This is a genomic window from Reyranella sp. (assembly GCF_965279465.1).
Classification (GTDB): domain Bacteria; phylum Pseudomonadota; class Alphaproteobacteria; order Reyranellales; family Reyranellaceae; genus Reyranella.
Genome location: NZ_OZ257242.1, coordinates 2,257,107 through 2,272,559, shown reverse-complemented (window position 1 = coordinate 2,272,559; position 15,453 = coordinate 2,257,107). Strand labels below are relative to the sequence as shown.

Annotated in this window: 13 protein-coding genes; 3 read left to right on the top strand and 10 right to left on the bottom strand. The window is 67.8% G+C overall.

From position 1 onward, the window contains the following. Window positions 1-24: 24 nt before the first annotated feature. The 4 genes from mdh to zapE all read right to left on the bottom strand — a co-directional run bounded on the left by mdh (window position 25) and on the right by zapE (window position 4,070). Complete coding sequence (mdh, locus tag ACQY8M_RS11090) at window positions 25-990, bottom strand: malate dehydrogenase (RefSeq protein WP_428671833.1); 966 nt, start codon at window positions 988-990, stop codon at window positions 25-27. Window positions 991-1,080: 90 nt separating this feature from the next. Then, window positions 1,081-1,941: an alpha/beta fold hydrolase gene (locus ACQY8M_RS11085; RefSeq protein ID WP_428671831.1), complete on the bottom strand. Its 861-nt coding sequence runs from the start codon at window positions 1,939-1,941 to the stop codon at window positions 1,081-1,083. Window positions 1,942-1,948: 7 nt separating this feature from the next. Beyond that, entirely contained in the window at window positions 1,949-2,824 is an 876-nt protein-coding gene (locus ACQY8M_RS11080; protein WP_428671829.1) for a dienelactone hydrolase family protein, read from the bottom strand. 82 nt (window positions 2,825-2,906) lie between these two features. Next, window positions 2,907-4,070, bottom strand: a complete 1,164-nt coding sequence (gene zapE / locus ACQY8M_RS11075; RefSeq protein WP_428671827.1) for a cell division protein ZapE — start codon at window positions 4,068-4,070, stop codon at window positions 2,907-2,909. Between the two features lie 50 nt (window positions 4,071-4,120). Here zapE and fmt point away from each other — a divergent pair, with 50 nt between their 5' ends. Both fmt and truA read left to right on the top strand, forming a co-directional pair. After that, the gene (gene fmt / locus ACQY8M_RS11070) at window positions 4,121-5,083 is read left to right on the top strand and encodes a methionyl-tRNA formyltransferase (RefSeq protein ID WP_428671825.1); all 963 of its coding nucleotides are present in this window, start codon (window positions 4,121-4,123) and stop codon (window positions 5,081-5,083) included. Between the two features lie 3 nt (window positions 5,084-5,086). Then, a complete protein-coding gene (truA, locus tag ACQY8M_RS11065; protein ID WP_428671823.1) occupies window positions 5,087-5,875 on the top strand; it encodes a tRNA pseudouridine(38-40) synthase TruA in 789 nt (262 codons plus the stop codon). Here the strand turns inward: truA and ACQY8M_RS11060 are convergent. From ACQY8M_RS11060 to ACQY8M_RS11040, 5 genes are all read right to left on the bottom strand, one after another. Continuing rightward, window positions 5,831-6,409, bottom strand: coding sequence for a hypothetical protein (locus tag ACQY8M_RS11060; protein ID WP_428671821.1), 579 nt, complete (start codon window positions 6,407-6,409; stop codon window positions 5,831-5,833). The two genes, truA and ACQY8M_RS11060, sit on opposite strands and share 45 nt — an antisense overlap. A gap of 6 nt (window positions 6,410-6,415) precedes the next feature. Then, window positions 6,416-7,615, bottom strand: a complete 1,200-nt coding sequence (gene dapE, locus ACQY8M_RS11055) for a succinyl-diaminopimelate desuccinylase (RefSeq protein ID WP_428671819.1) — start codon at window positions 7,613-7,615, stop codon at window positions 6,416-6,418. A 121-nt stretch (window positions 7,616-7,736) separates the two neighbouring features. Next, a complete protein-coding gene (locus ACQY8M_RS11050) occupies window positions 7,737-11,393 on the bottom strand; it encodes an AAA family ATPase (protein ID WP_428671817.1) in 3,657 nt (1,218 codons plus the stop codon). A 22-nt stretch (window positions 11,394-11,415) separates the two neighbouring features. After that, the gene (locus ACQY8M_RS11045; RefSeq protein ID WP_428671815.1) at window positions 11,416-12,075 is read right to left on the bottom strand and encodes a DsbA family protein; all 660 of its coding nucleotides are present in this window, start codon (window positions 12,073-12,075) and stop codon (window positions 11,416-11,418) included. Between the two features lie 53 nt (window positions 12,076-12,128). Then, the gene (locus tag ACQY8M_RS11040) at window positions 12,129-13,187 is read right to left on the bottom strand and encodes a DciA family protein (RefSeq protein WP_428671813.1); all 1,059 of its coding nucleotides are present in this window, start codon (window positions 13,185-13,187) and stop codon (window positions 12,129-12,131) included. A gap of 46 nt (window positions 13,188-13,233) precedes the next feature. Between ACQY8M_RS11040 and mutY the strand changes: the two genes are divergently transcribed. Then, on the top strand, window positions 13,234-14,289 hold the full coding sequence (gene mutY, locus ACQY8M_RS11035) for an A/G-specific adenine glycosylase (protein WP_428671811.1): 1,056 nt from the start codon (window positions 13,234-13,236) through the stop codon (window positions 14,287-14,289). A 21-nt stretch (window positions 14,290-14,310) separates the two neighbouring features. On the opposite strand, the gene ACQY8M_RS11030 is transcribed toward mutY, so the two are convergent. Further along, window positions 14,311-15,396 (bottom strand): site-specific DNA-methyltransferase, encoded by a 1,086-nt coding sequence (locus tag ACQY8M_RS11030; RefSeq protein WP_428671809.1) that lies wholly within the window; start codon window positions 15,394-15,396, stop codon window positions 14,311-14,313. Window positions 15,397-15,453: the final 57 nt, after the last annotated feature.

Genomic DNA, 15,453 nt, shown 5'->3' with positions numbered 1-15,453 from the left:
AAGTCCCCTCAGGGACCGTGCGACTTACCCTGCGGCGACGATCTTCTTCGTCGCCTCGACCAGCGACTTTACCGCCTCGACCGACTTCTCGAACATGCCGCGCTCCTTGGCGTTCAGCTCGACATGGACGATGCGCTCGACGCCGCCGGCTCCGATCACCACCGGAACCCCGATGTAGAGGCCCTTGACGCCGTACTCGCCGTTCAGCAGGGCCGCGCAGGGCAGGACGCGCTTCTTGTCGCGCAGATAGGACTCTGCCATCGCGATTGCCGAGGCGGCCGGCGCGTAGAAAGCCGAGCCGTTGCCCAGAAGTCCCACGATCTCGGCCCCGCCGTCGCGGGTGCGCTGGACGATTTTCTCGAGCTTCTCGTGGGTGGTCCAACCCATGTCGACCAGATCATGGAGAGGAATGCCGCCAACCGTCGAATAGCGGATCAGCGGCACCATGGTGTCGCCGTGGCCGCCCAGCACGAAAGCGGTCACGTCCTCGACCGAGACGTTGAACTCCTGAGCAAGGAAGAGGCGGAAGCGGGCGGAATCGAGCACGCCGGCCATGCCAACCACCTTGTTGGCCGGGAAGCCGGTGACTTCCTGCATCAGCCCGACCATGGCATCGAGCGGATTGGTGATGACGATGACGAAGGCGTCGGGCGCGTTCTCCTTGATGCCCTTGCCGACCGCGTTGATCACCCTGGCATTGATGCCGACCAGATCGTCGCGCGTCATGCCGGGCTTGCGCGGCACGCCGGCGGTCACGATCACGACATCGGCACCGGCGATGTCCTTGTAGTTCGACGAGCCCGAGTAGCTCGCGTCGAAGCCCGCGACCGGCGAGAGCTGGGCGATGTCGAGCGCCTTGCCCTTGGCCGTGCCCTCAGCCTGCGGAATGTCGAACAGGACGATGTCGCCCAGTTCCTTCTGGCCCGCTAGCAGGGCAAGGGTGCCGCCAATCTGTCCAGCGCCGATCAGCGCGATCTTCTTGCGAGCCATGCTAAGTTCTCCCGATTCTGAAGGCGGCGCGTGGTAGCGCGATTTCGGGAGGGCGGCAAGAAGACGTGAGCTTGCGGCGGCTCGGTGTCTCTAGACTGGATGGCGCTTGATGTGCGCCAGCATCAATTCGGTCGCCTTGGCCGCCGCCTGGTCCATCACGAAGTGGCCGACGCCCGGCAGCACTTCCATGGCGTAGGCTGCGGTCACGAACTCGCCGGTGCCCTTCGCGGCATCGGGGCCGACGGTCGCGTCGGCATCGCCCCAGATATAGAGCGTCGGCACCTCGATGGGACCGAAGTCGCCGGACAGGCCCTTGTTGGAGCGGTACCACGCGAGCGCGGCCTCGATCGCCTCGCGGCTGCCCAACACCGAGACATGATCCTCGATCGCGGCCTTCGAGACGTCCTGGCCGAACAAGCCCTCGCGCAGGCGACGGGCATTGTCCTCGGTCAGCAATCGGCCGGTCTCCGGCTCGAGGAACTTGCCGTGGTGGCGCGAGCGGTGCTTCTGGTCGCCGTTCGGATCCTGTAGCGCCCGCCGGAAGGACAACGGATGCGGCCGCGACAGGACGGTAAGTGAGGCAAGTCGCCCGGGATGAGCGTTGGCCACCCCCCACGAAACCTGTCCGCCCCAATCATGCCCGACGAGATGGAAACGCTTGCCATCGTAACCGGCGGCCGCGGCAATCTCGAGCGCGTCGTTGACCAGCCTGTCGAACGCATAGTTCGAAAGATCGACCGGGTCCGGCCGCGCGCCGCGCGAGTAGCCGCGCTGATCGGGCGCGACGGCGCGATAGCCGGCTCTTGCGAGCGCGGGCAAGGCTTCGCGCCAGCTATGCCGCGACTCCGGAAAGCCGTGCAGCAGCAGGACCAGCGGTCCATCGGTCGGGCCTGCAACATCCGTGGTGAATGTCAGGCCCGACCGTGTCGCGAGTCCGATCGTCTCGGTCATCGTTCGATCAGCCGACGCCGTTTGCCTTGAACCAGGCCAGCGCGATTTTCCAGCCGTCCTCAGCCTGCTCCTTGCGGAAGGACGGACGGTAGTCGGCGTTGAAGCCGTGCGGCGTGTCCGGATAGACTTTGATCTGCGACTTCTGGGCGGCTGCGCTGCCGGCCTTGAGCGCGGCGCGCATCTTCTCGACCGATTCCTGGCTGATGCCGGTGTCGGCGCCGCCGTACAGGCCCTGCACCGGGCCGTGCAGGCTCTTGGCGATGTCGACCGGGTTGGTCGGCGAGAGCGGCGTGGCGTCCTTCGCGAGCGGGCCGTACCAGGCAACACCGGCCTTCACCGCGGGATTGTGCGCGTCGTACATCCACACGATACGGCCGCCCCAGCAGAAGCCGGTGATCCCGAGCTTGGCGGTGTCGGCCTTGCCTTCGCCCTTGGCGAAGGCCACGGTCGAATCGAGATCGCCCATGACCTGCGCGTCCGGCACCTTGGAGACGATGTCCTTGATGAGGGTCGGGATATCGCTGATCTTGGTGGCATCGCCCTGCCGGAAGTAGAGATCGGGCGCGATGGCGTAGTAGCCCGCCTTGGCGAAGCGGCGGCAGATGTCGGCGATGTGCGCATGCACGCCGAAGATCTCCTGCACCACCAGGATGGTGCCGAAGCCGGTGCCGGACGCCGGCATGGCACGGTACGCCATCATGTCCTTGCCGTCCGAGGTCTTCACCGAGACCGTGCCGGCCGTGAGGCCGTCGGCCGGCGTGGTGATCATGGTCTGAGCCTGGATCGGCTGCGCGGCCAGCGCGAAGGTCGTCCCGAAGGCAGCGCCGAACAGGGCCTTGCGGCGCGAGACGTTGTCGTCGAAGGAAATGCTGTCGCCGTCCATGATAGGCCTCCCGAAGGGGGTTGAATGCGGCGGGGAGCCTAGGCTGCCGCTGCCGCCACCCACAATCACAATCCGGCGAGTATCAGGCCGCCTCGATATGCGACAGCGCGAGATAGTCGGGACTCTGCATCTCCATGAGACGCGACACGGTACGCTGGAACTCGAAGGCGCCGTCGCCTTCGGTATAGAGCTTCTCCGGCGATGCGGCAGCGGAGCAGATGAACTTCACTTTCCGCTCGTAGAAGCTGTCGATCATGGTGACGAAGCGTGCTGCCTTGTCCTGGCTGTCCGGCCCCATCTTGGGGATGCCCGCCATGATCACAGTATGGAAGTGATCGGCGATGCACAGGAAGTCAGCGGCACCCATCGGCCTCGCGCACCAATCCATGTAGTCCGCCATGGCGACGCCCGGCGCAGCGCGCGGCACCGGGACATCGCGGCCCTGGGTCCGCAGCACGCGCGGCTCGCCGTCGGCGCCACCCGACAGCGTGCGGAACGCCTCGTCGAGCTTCGCCGCCGCCCAGGCGCCGAGCGGCGTGAGATAGACGTCGAGCTCGCGGATGCGGTCCATGCGGTAGTCGCGGCCACCGCCCAGCTCGAGGATCTCCAGCCGCTGCTTCAATAGCTCGATGAAAGGCAGGAAGCGATCGCGCTGCAGGCCGTTCCTGTAGAGATCGTCGGGCGCGCGGTTCGACGTGGCGACGACCGTGAGTCCCTCCTCGAACAGCGTCTCGAACAGGCGGCCGAGGATCATCGCATCGGCGATATTGGTGACCTGGAACTCGTCAAAGCAGAGCAGCCGCGTCTCCTGGGCGATCGCCCTGGCGATCGGCACGATCGTGTCGGCCTCGGCCGGCGCGCCCTTTGCCGCAAGCTCCTCGCGCCGCCGGTGAAGGCGGTCGTGCACCTCGAGCATGAATTCATGGAAGTGCACGCGGCGCTTCTTCTTGACCGGCGCGTCGTCGAAGAACAGGTCCATCAGCATCGATTTGCCGCGACCGACCGGTCCCCAGATGTAGAGGCCGTGCGGACCGGCGGCCGGCTTCTCGCGGGAGCCGAAGCCGAGCCGCGCCCAGAGACCCTGCTTCGCCGGCAGAGGCGCCACTGCGGAGAGCTGATCGTGCACCGCCTGCAGGCGCGCCACGATCTTTTCCTGCACGGGGTCGGAGCGCACCTGCCCCGCGGCACGGCGCGCGGCAAGGTTGGCGACAGGCCCCTTGCCGGTCGAGGGGGTATCGAAGTCCATTGGTGGCCATACCTAGCTCAGGCCGATGCGCCTGCCTATAAGATGCGGCAATGAAGATCGCCTTTCTCGGCACGTCGGAATTCGCCGTCCCCGCGCTCCAGGCGCTGGTCGATGCCGGCCATGACGTGGTCGCCGTCTATTCGCGCGCGCCCAAGCCCGCCGGCCGCGGCCAGCAGGAGCGCAAGACGCCGGTGCATCGGCTGGCCGACGCGCTCGGCCTGCCCGTGCGCACACCTAAGACGCTCAGGACCAACGAGGAAGCGGCCGCCTTCGAGGCGCTCGATCTCGATGCGGCGGTCGTCGTGTCCTATGGCCATATCCTGACCAGGCCGTTCCTCGAGGCGCCGATACTGGGCTGCATCAACATCCACGGCTCGCTGCTGCCGCGCTGGCGCGGCGCCGCGCCGATCCATCGCGCGATCCTCGCTGGCGACGCCGAGACGGGCGTCACCACCATGCGCATGGACGAAGGCCTCGACACCGGCCCGATGCTGCTGGCCGAACGCACGCCGATCTCCGCCGCCGACACGGCGGAAAGCGTGCATGACCGGTTGGCGGCGCTCGGCGCGACACTGATCGTCTCGACGCTCGACGGGTTGATGCGCCGCTCGATCGATCCCACGCCGCAGCCCGAGCAGGGCGTCACCTATGCCCACAAGCTCGGCAAGGAAGAAGGTGTGCTCGACTGGCGGCAACCGGCAGCGGAACTCGAGCGCAAGGTGCGCGCGTTCCATCCGTGGCCGGGCACGTCCTTCACGTTCGACGGCGAGCAGATCAAGGTGCTGGGCGCGGCGCTCGCGCTGGCCGGCGGCGCGCCGGGCACGGTAAGCGTCGCGCGCGACGGCTTCCCCGTGGTGGCTTGCGGAATCGGTGGCTTGCGGCTGCTCAAGCTGCAGCGGCCCGGCAAGGCCGCGCAGGCGGCCGACGCCTTCCTGCGCGGCTTCGCTTTGCCGGCTGGCACGGTCCTGCCCTCGCCCGACGTCGTGTCGCTGCCCCAGACCCGCCCGCGCTGAGCCGTGCCGCGCTACAGGATCACCGTCGAGTACGACGGCGGGCCTTTCGTCGGCTGGCAGCGCCAGGATACCGGCCCGTCGATCCAGGCGGCCCTCGAGGACGCCGTGTTCGCCCTCAGCGGCGAACGCGTCCATGTGCAGGGCGCAGGCCGGACCGACTCCGGCGTCCATGCGCGGGGCCAGGTCGCGCATTTCGACATGGCCGCGGAGAAGCGCGCCGAGGAGGTGCGTGGCGCGCTCACCTTCCACCTCAAGCCGAACCCGATCGTCGTGATCGCGGCGGAACTGGCGCCGAAGGGATTCCACGCGCGCTTTTCGGCGACATACCGACGCTATCATTACCGCATCCTGAACCGGCGCTCGCCGGCGGCGATGGAGCGCGGCCATGTGTGGCACGTGCCGGTACCGCTGGAGATCGAGGCGATGCAGGAGGCGGCGTCCGTGCTGATCGGCACGCACGACTTCAACAGCTTCCGTTCGGTGTCGTGCCAGGCCAAGTCTTCGATCAAGACGCTCGAAGAGCTGTCGGTGACGCACTGCGGCGAAGAGATCCATCTCGATGTCGGCGCGCGATCGTTCCTGCACAACCAGGTGCGTATCCTGGCCGGCACTCTCCAGATGGTGGGCCGCGGCCAATGGAGCAAGGACGATGTCGGGGCGGCGTTGGCCGCGCGCGATCGCACGCGGGCCGGGCCGACCGCACCGCCGGCCGGGCTCTGCCTGATGGAGGTGCGCTACGACGGACGCTCAGACGCCGAGGGCGACCCCGAGGAGTCGATTGACGAGAATTGACAGGAAGTAGGACGGCACCCAGTTCACGACCATCAGCACGGCCGCGAGCGTCCAGGGTGCGCCGAGCGCCATCCGCGTCGTTGTCATGAACCAGTAGAAGAAGAGAATCTGCAGGACGACCTGCAGCAGCGCCGTTACGCCCGTCGGGGCCACGCTGGCCACCAGCTCGCCCAGCAGCAGCAGGACCACCGCCGGCAGGTTGATCCAGTTGAGGGACGCGATGTAGCGCGGATAGCGTTCGAGCCAGCCGCGCCGTCGTGCGATCTCGTAGAAGATCACCGGAAACAGCAGCCAGTCGACCACGAAGCGCAACGCCTCCACGAAGGCGATCTCCCAATCCTCGGCGGTGGTGATGAGCGACGCATAGTGGAGGAAGAGGTAGAGCGCGTAGAACGGCGCCACCACGAGCATGACCTGGAACGAGCGCAGGCAGCTTTCGAGCGTGTTGTCGAAATGCGCCAGCGCCGTGGGATCACGCAGCAGGAACTTGACCGCGCCCCGGCTGCCACGGGCGATTTCAGCGCCGCTCAACATCGGTGATCAGGCGGCGAAATAACGGTCGAGCACCGTTTCGTAGACGCGCGCCAGGGCCTTGAGGTCGGCGACGGCACTCTTCTCGTCGACCTTGTGCATGGTCTCGCCGACCAGGCCAAACTCCAGCACCGGACAATAGGAACGGATGAAACGCGCATCGGAGGTCCCGCCGGTGGTCGACAGCTCGCACTCCACGCCCGCCACGTCGCGCACCGCGCCGGCCACCAGCTCCGAGAGCGGGCCGGGCGGCGTGTAGAAGGACTCGCCCGAGACCTCGACCTTGTACTCGACCGTGCCGTTGCCGCCGAGAGCCGCCAGGGCGCGCTCGATACGCTCCTGCAGATGAGCCAGCAGCGTTTTCGAGGTCCAGAGATCGTTGAAGCGCGTGTTGAAGCGCGCCTTGGCGGTGCCCGGCGCGATGTTGGTCGCCTTGTTGCCGACATCGACCGTGGTGAACTGCAACGAGGTCGGCTGGAAATGGGTGCTGCCCTTGTCGATCGGCTCGCGCACCAGCGCCTCGATGATCGCGGACAGGCGATGGATCGCATTATCCAGCCGCTCGGGATAGGCGACATGGCCCTGGATGCCGTGCACAATGAGGTCGACGGTCATGCTGCCGCGCCGGCCGATCTTCATCATGTCGCCGAGGCGCTTCGAGCTGGTCGGCTCGCCGACGATGCAGGCGTCGATCGTCTCGCCGCGCTCGGCGAGCTTCTTCAGCATCTTCACCGTGCCGTTGACCGCGGGGCCTTCCTCGTCGCCGGTGACCAGCAGGCTGATCGCGCCGCCGAAGTCGTGGCCGCGCTTCGCCAGGAAGCGGGCTGAGGCCTCGGTGAAGGCCGCTATCGCGCCCTTCATGTCGGCGGCGCCGCGCCCGAACAGGTAACCGGCCGACAGCTCGGCCGAGAAAGGCCCGATCGTCCAGGACGAGAGATCGCCCACCGGCACGACGTCGGAATGGCCGGCGAAACAGAAGTGCTTTCCGCCTTCGCCGGGCTCCCGCCCGATGCGGGCGTAAAGGTTCGCGACATCGTCGGTGCCGGCCTGGGTGAAATCCATCCGCTCGCAGCGGAAGCCGAGAGTGCCGAGCGTGCGTTCGAGAAGCTGCAGCGCGCCGCCTTCCGCCGGGGTCACGCTCTCGCAGCGCACCAGCGCGCGCGTCAGTTCAACCACGTCGGAGACGGAAGGAGCCAGGGTGTCGGGCATGGCCGGACACTACAACCGCAAGCCCGCAAAGAGAAGAGCGCCGGCCCGCGTTCCAAGGCCGACGCTCAGTCGAGATGAGAGGAAGATTCAGTCTTTTTATTCTACGAAGCGATTGTCCGAGTCAGGCCACCATGCGGTCGGCCTCCTGCAGGTTGACCGAGACGAGCTGCGATACGCCCTGCTCGGCCATGGTGACGCCGTACAGCCGGTCCATGCGCGCCATGGTGACGCGATGGTGGGTGATGATCAGGAAGCGCGTGTCGGTACGGCCGGCGATCTCGTTCACCAGGCCGCAGAAACGCTCGACGTTGAGATCGTCCAGCGGCGCGTCGACCTCGTCGAGCACGCAGATCGGCGCGGGATTGGTCATGAACACGGCGAACAGGAGCGACAGCGCCGTCAGCGCCTGCTCGCCGCCCGACAGCAGCGACATTACCTGCAGCTTCTTGCCCGGCGGGCTGGCATGGATCTCGAGGCCAGCCTCGAGCGGATCTTCCGACTCGGTGAGGCGAAGCTCGGCCTTGCCGCCGCCGAACAGCTTGGTGAAGAGCTGCTGGAAGTGCGTGCTGACCTGCTCGAAGGCAGCGAGGAAGCGCTCACGGCCTTCGCGATTCAGGCTCTGGATGCCCTGGCGCAGGCGGCCGATGGCGGCGATCAGGTCGTCACGCTCGGCGGTCATGCCGGTGATCTGCTGCTCGAGCTCGGTGGCCTCTTCCTCGGCGCGCAGGTTGACCGCGCCCATCGTCTCGCGCTCATGCACCAGCCGCTCCAGCTTGTGCTCGGCCTTCTCCAGGTCGGGCAGCTCTTCGACCGACTGCACCTCGGCCAGCGCCAGAACCTCGTCGATCTCGACGCGCAGCCGCTCCTGGATGCGATCGACCACCGCCTCGCGATCCTTGATCGCCTGCTCCATCAGGCCCTCGCGCCGCACCCGGCTCTCGCGCGCCCCGGCGAGCTCGGCTTCGACCGTGCGCATCGCCTTGTCGGCCTGGGCGAGCCTGGTCTCGCCGATGGCGAGCTGGTCGGCCGCCTCCTGGCGCTTCGCCTCGGCCTCCTCGATCGCCTCTCCGAGCGCGAGTTGCTTGGCTTCGATCTCGGCCGGCCTCGCCTCAAGCTCGGCCAGGGTCCCCGCGATCTGCTCGCGCCGTGCTTCGAGCTCGACGATCTGCCCATCCGCATCGGTCAGGCGCTTGCTCCAGCCCGCGTGATCCTGCGCGACGCGCCCGAGCCGCTCGACCCGCATCTCGGCTTCGCGCGCCAGGCGGCTGCAGTTGCCTTCGGCCTGGACCAGCGCGGCCCGCAGCTCGGCGATGCGGGCGCGCAGCATGCCGGCCGTCGCGCGGTCGGCCTGGGTATCGGCAATCGCCGACAGCCGCGCCTGGCGAAAGGTGCGGCGCATCTCGGCCTCGGCCACGTCGCCGACAATCTCGGCCATCATCTGCTCGGTGCCGACCTGGCGCGTATGTAGCTGGTCGATGCGGCGCGATACCTCGGCATGCCGGTCGCGCGCCTGGGTGGCCACGCGTTCGGCTGCGGCGATGGCGCTCTGGGCGCCGCGCTCGGCCGCACGGGTCGCCTCGCCGGCTTCCTGAGCCTTGCGCCGCGACGCCTCGGCGACCTGCCGCTCGTTCTGCCGCGCATTGTCGACGCAAAGCTTTTCGGCCTCGCGCACCGCGGTCAGCCAGCGCTTCTTGTCGTCGACCTTGGCCTGTGCCTTGGCCTGCTCGGCCACGACGCCGTCGATCTGCTGGCGGATATCGGCCAGCCGGTTGCGCTGGCTGAGGCGCACCGCCGCGGTCGACGGAGCGCCGGCCCGCATCGTGTAACCATCCCAGCGCCATACCGCGCCCTCGACCGTGACAAGCTGCTGGCCGGCCTTGAGGCTCGGCTGCAGCGCGGTACCCGTCGCATCGTCGGAAACGATGCCGATGAAACCGATGCGGCGCTCGAGCTCCGGCAGTGCCTTCACGCGCGTACCGAGCGGTGTCGCCCCTTCTGGCAGCGCCGGCACATCGGCCAATAGGCCGAGCGGCAGCCAATGGGTCGGCGCGCCGCGATCCGACGAAGCTTCGAGATCCTCGCCGAACGCCGCGCCGAGCGCCTTCTCGAACCCTGGCGCCACGGTCAACGCGTCGAGCAACGGCGGCCAGAGCGAACCGGCCGCCGACTTCAATGCCGCGGCGACGCCTGCCTCCTCGGCCCGCAGCTTGGTCAGCCGCGCGTTGACCTTCTGCAGCAACTCATTGGCGGTGGCGTGGCTCGCCTCGGCAGCGGCCCTCTCGGCTGCACGAGCCTGCTCCATCTCGATGCGCTCGGCTTCGGCGCGGGCGACGGCCCGACGCGCGGCATCCGATTCGTACCGTTCGGCTTCGCGCGCCTGCTCGATCGACTCGGCGCCCTGATGGCGGGCTTCTTCCCAGGCCATGCGGGCGGCTTCGAGTTGGGCCTCGACATCCGGCAGCGCCGGCAGGCTCGACATCTCGTTCTCGATCTGACGCTGCTGCCCGGCGACTTCGGCGCGGCGGCTCTCCAGCCGGCGCAGGCGTTCCTGCACTTCGGCGATCTCGCGGTTGACGCTGTTGCGCAGCGCCTCGTCGTCGGCGATCTGGCGGTTCAGGCGATCGTGCTCGCTTTCGGCGACGACCGTTGCCTCCTTCGCCTCGTCGCGCGCTTCCTCGGCCGCGGCGGCGCGCTCGTCCTCGCCGACCCGCTCCTCCTCGAGCCTGGTGCGCTGGGCGTCGAGATCGGCGATCGCCGTCTCGGCATCGCTTTTGCGCCCGCGCTCGCGGCCGAGATCGCCTTCGGTCTGCCGCAGGCGGGCCTGCGCTTCCTGCTGGGCAGCCGCGACCCGCTCGCCTTCGGCGGCTAGTGCATCGTGCGCGATGCGCAGGCGCTGCAGGCCCGCGGCGGCGGCGGCCTCCTCATTGCGCAGCGGCGGCACCGCGGTCGCGGCTTCGGCCTGCGCCGTCGTGGCGAGGCCCACCAGCCGCGTCAGGTCGGCAACCTGCGCCTCGGCTTCCTTCAGTCGCTCGCCGGCTTCAGTCCGCTCGCTTTCGGCCTTGGCGAGCTTCAGCGCCAGCACGGACGCTTCGGCGCGGCGGATGTGATCCGACAGGTTGCGATAGCGGCTGGCCTGGCGCGCCTGGCGCTTGAGGCCCTTGTGCTGCTCCTCGAGGGCAACCAGCACGTCCTGCACGCGCGCGAGGTTCTGCTCGGCGGCACGCAACCGCAGCTCGGCCTCATGGCGGCGGGCGTAGAGGCCGGTGATGCCGGCCGCCTCGTCGATCACGCCGCGACGGTCGATCGGCTTGGCATTGATGAGCGTGCCGATGCGGCCCTGGCTGACCAGGGCGGTCGAACGCGAGCCGGTCGCGGCATCGGCGAACAATGTTTGCACGTCGCGCGCACGAATCTCGCGGCCGTTGACCGAGTAGGCCGAGCCATGGCCGCGCTCGATGCGGCGCGTCACGTCGAGTTGATCGGCGTCGTTGACCATTGCTGGGGCGGTGCGCGTCTTGTTGTCGAGGGTCAGCATGACCTCGGCGATGTTGCGCGCGGGGCGGGTGCCGGCGCCGGCGAAGATCACGTCCTCCATCTCCGAGCCACGCATCTGCTTGGCCGACGTCTCGCCCATCACCCACTTCAGCGCTTCGACCAAATTCGACTTGCCGCAGCCGTTCGGTCCCACGATGCCGGTCATGCCGGATTCGATGGCGAGCTCCGTCGGGTCGACAAAGGACTTGAAGCCGGAGAGCCGAAGCTTGTCGAACTGGACCATCTACACCACGCCTGTTTTCTGGCTACTTCGCGAGCTTGCTGAAGACGGCGTCCAGTTCCTCGACGGAACGTGCGCCCTTGAACTGCTCGCCGTTGATGAAAAGCGACGGGGTGGAGTTGACCCCCAGCGCCTCGCCGCCGCGATAGTCCGCGATGACGCCGTTCTGTACCGCATCGTTGGCCAGGCACGCCTTGACCTCGGCGTCCCCCATGCCGGCGATGCGCAGCGACTTGGCGAGATCGGCGATCGGGTCGGAAGCGGTGGCCCACTTCGCCTGTGTGCTGAAGATCACGTCGATCACGCCGAAATACTTGTCGTTGCCGGCGCATTCGGCGAGCTGGGCAGCCTTCACCGCTGTCTGGTCGAGCGGGAAATCGCGATAGATCAGCTTCACCTTGCCGGTATCAACCCACTTCTTCTTGATCTCGGGCAGGACCGTCACGGCGAAATGCGCACAGTGCGGGCAGGTAAAGGAGGCATATTCGATCAGGGTGATCGGCGCCTTGGGATCGCCCAACACGTGATCGCCGGGTTGGATGCCGAGCAGCGCCGACTTGTCGGTCGTCTGGGCAACCGCCACCGGCGCCAGCCCCGTGGAAGATGGGCGGGTTCCGAAAAACACCCCGGCAGCAATCGCGGCCACGGCAACGGCGCCGCCGGCGACGATCAAGATATTCCGCATAACGCCTTCCTCTCCACCATATCTTGGGAATTCAGCCTGTGGGGAGTCAACGACTACCGCCCCACCTGGCGCAAAATAGAATCGATGCCCTTGGCTCCACCTTCAGGGTTGCCGTAGCTCTGTTCATTGATGAACAGGGTCGGCGTGAACTTGACTCCTAGGGTTTGACCCGACTGGACGTCGCCGATGACCTTGTCGAAAAGGCGGTCGTCGGTCAGGCACGCTTGGGCCGGCAAGCCTGCCCGCTCCATGATCTTCACCATCTCCTCTTCCGGAGCGGGCGCCGTCAGCCAGTCGACCTGCGACTTGAAGAGCGCGTCGATCGTCTCGAAGAACTTCTCCGCCCCGCACTCGGCCAGCAGGCTGCCGCGCGTGGCGACCGCGTCGGACGGGTAGTGGCGATAGATGAAGCGCAGCCGGCCGGTGTCGATCCACTCGCTTTTGATCGCCGGCAGCACCGCGGCATGGAAGTTGGCGCAATGCGGGCAGGTCAATGAGAAGTAGTCGATGATGATGTTGGGCGCATCGGCCTTGCCCAGTACATGATCGGTCTCCAGCACGCCGAGCAGCTTGTCGACGTCCTGCGCGCGGGGCTCGCGCGGCAGCATCAACGTCCCCAGCGCTCCCAGCATCAAACCGCGCCGGCTGGTCGCGATGCGTGCGCCCAACCGCACCAGCGCCGCGCGCAGCTCGGGGTCCTTCACGTCGGCGGCGCTGCCGGCGATCCGTTGCATCGCCCGGGGATCGGGTTCCGTCGGGGGCGGCGGCACCGGCCGCAGCGACAGACCGCCCTGCACGATGCGGATGTCGTCGATGAAGCCGTGGCCGAAATAGGCGTTCACTCGCTCGACGATCTGCGCGCCGCGATGCTGGATCTCGAGCGCCGCCGCGCCGGCGACCTTCAGCCGGAGCGCCTTGCCGGAGCGGCCGCCACGGCCAGGCAGCAGCGCCTCGGGCTGCGTCAGGCGCGCGATCTCGACGCCGACGACGACGCTCCACTCGGCCCGGAGGCGGGCGATCGAGGCGCCGCGTCCCTTGGTGCGCTTCTCGGCGAGACCCGACGTCAGACGCTGGGCGAGACCGCCGAGGGCGCGGAAGCCGTTTTCGCGCATGGACCCTTTCAAATGCCGTTCCTTATGGTAGGGCACGGTGCTCCTCATGACCACGTCCCACGCCGCCCGTCTGCTCACCTGGTACGATCGTCATCGTCGCACCCTGCCGTGGCGTGCGCCGCCCGGCGATCGCACACCGCCTTACCTCGTCTGGCTGTCGGAGATCATGCTCCAGCAGACGACGGTGGCGACCGTCGGCGACTATTTTCACCGATTCGTGACCCGCTGGCCGACGGTCGAGGCGCTGGCCACCGCACCGCTCGACGAGGTGCTCTCGGCCTGGGCTGGTCTCGGATACTACGCACGCGCCCGTAACCTGCATGCGTGCGCGAACGCGATCGTGGGCCACTACGGCGGCGAGTTTCCCGAGGACGAGGCGAGCCTGCTCGCCCTGCCCGGCATCGGCCGCTACACGGCGGCGGCAATCCGCGCCATCGCCTTCGACCAGCCGGCCTCGGCGGTCGACGGCAATGTCGAGCGCGTGATCGCCCGCCTCTACGCGATTGAGACGCCACTGCCCGACGCCAAGATCGAGATCGCCGCGCGCGCCGTCGAGTTGGTGCCGCAGCAGCGCCCTGGTGACTACGCCCAGGCGATGATGGACCTCGGCGCTACGGTTTGCACGCCGCGCAATCCGAGCTGTGTGATTTGCCCCTTGCTCAAGGGCTGCCGCGGTCGTGTCCAGGGCATCGCCGAGCAGCTGCCGCGCCGCCTGCCCAAGGCCGACAAGCCGACCCGCCGCGGCCTCGCCTTCGTGCTGATGCGCAAGGACGGCGCGGTGCTGCTGCGCAAGCGGCCGGCCAAGGGGTTGCTCGGCGGGATGGACGAAGTGCCGTCGAGCGCCTGGCGCGAAGGCAAGCTGTCGATCGCGGACGCCCTCAAGGAGGCGCCCGTGCCGGCCAACTGGAAGGTGCTCGACGGCGGCATCCGGCACACCTTCACCCACTTCCACCTCGAGTTGGCGATCGCCCGTGCCATCGCAGCGACCGCGGGCCTGGCCAGGCTCGCCCCCGGCACGGACTGGGTGACCGTCGAGAAGATGACCGAGCGCGCGCTGCCGACGGTCATGCGCAAGGTCATCGCGCACGCCATCCAGGCATAGCGCCGCCGCGGGACGGCCGCGCTACAGGCCGGCGCGGACCTGCTGGCGGAGTTGGTCGATCGGCCGGCGGCCGCCCTCGGCGTCGAAGTGCCAGAACGTCCAGCCGTTGCAGGCCGGCGCGCCCTGGACGGCGGCGCCGACCTGGTGGATCGAGCCGCGATGCTCGCCCAGCGCATTCGACGAGGACAGGGTGCCGTCGGCATGGACGCGCGCGTGCAGGCGGCCGCTATGATCGCTCAGCCGGGTGCCGGGATTGAGCAGCCCGGCCTCGATCAGCACGCCGAACGGGATACGCGGCTCCGAGCGCTTGCTGGGCTTGGGTGCCACGTCCTCGAGCAGCAGCGGCTCGATGTCCGCAATCCGTTTGCGGGCGATCGCGGCATAGGTCGGATCGCGCTCCAGCCCGATGAAGTGCCGGCGATGCCGCTTGGCCACCGCGCCGGTCGTGCCGGTGCCGAAGAACGGATCGAGGATCGTGTCGCCCGGATTGGATGCGGCCATCAGGCAGCGGAATAAAAGCGCCTCGGGCTTCTGAGTCGGATGGGCTTTCTTGCCGTCCTCGCCCTTCAGCCGCTCGCCGCCGGTGCATAGGGGAAAGAGCCAGTCGGAGCGCATCTGCAGCCCCTCGTTCAGTTCCTTCATCGCCTCGTAGTTGAAGGTGTAGCGCTTGGCCTGGCGGTCCCGCGCCGCCCAGATCAGCGTCTCGTGCGCGTTGGTGAAGCGCTTGCCCTTGAAGTTCGGCATCGGGTTGGTCTTGCGCCATATGATGTCGTTCAGCAGCCAATAACCTTCGTCCTGCAGGGCCGTGCCGATGCGGAAGACGTTGTGGTAGCTGCCGATCACCCACAGCGTACCCTCCGGCCTGAGCACGCGGCGCGCGGCCTTCAGCCAGGCATGGGTGAAGGAATCGTAGCGGGCGAAATCGGCGAACTTGTCCCAGTCGTCGTCGACCGCATCGACCTTGCTGTTATCCGGCCGCAGCAGGTCACCGCCGAGCTGGAGATTGTAGGGCGGGTCGGCGAAGACCATGTCGACCGACCCGGCCGGCAGGCCGTTCATCAGCTCGACGCAGTCGCCGACAAGGATGACGTCTTTATCCATAGGCATCGGTGGAGGATGAGTCATCCATCGATTCCGGGTCAAGGAAAATACAGCCAATTCAAT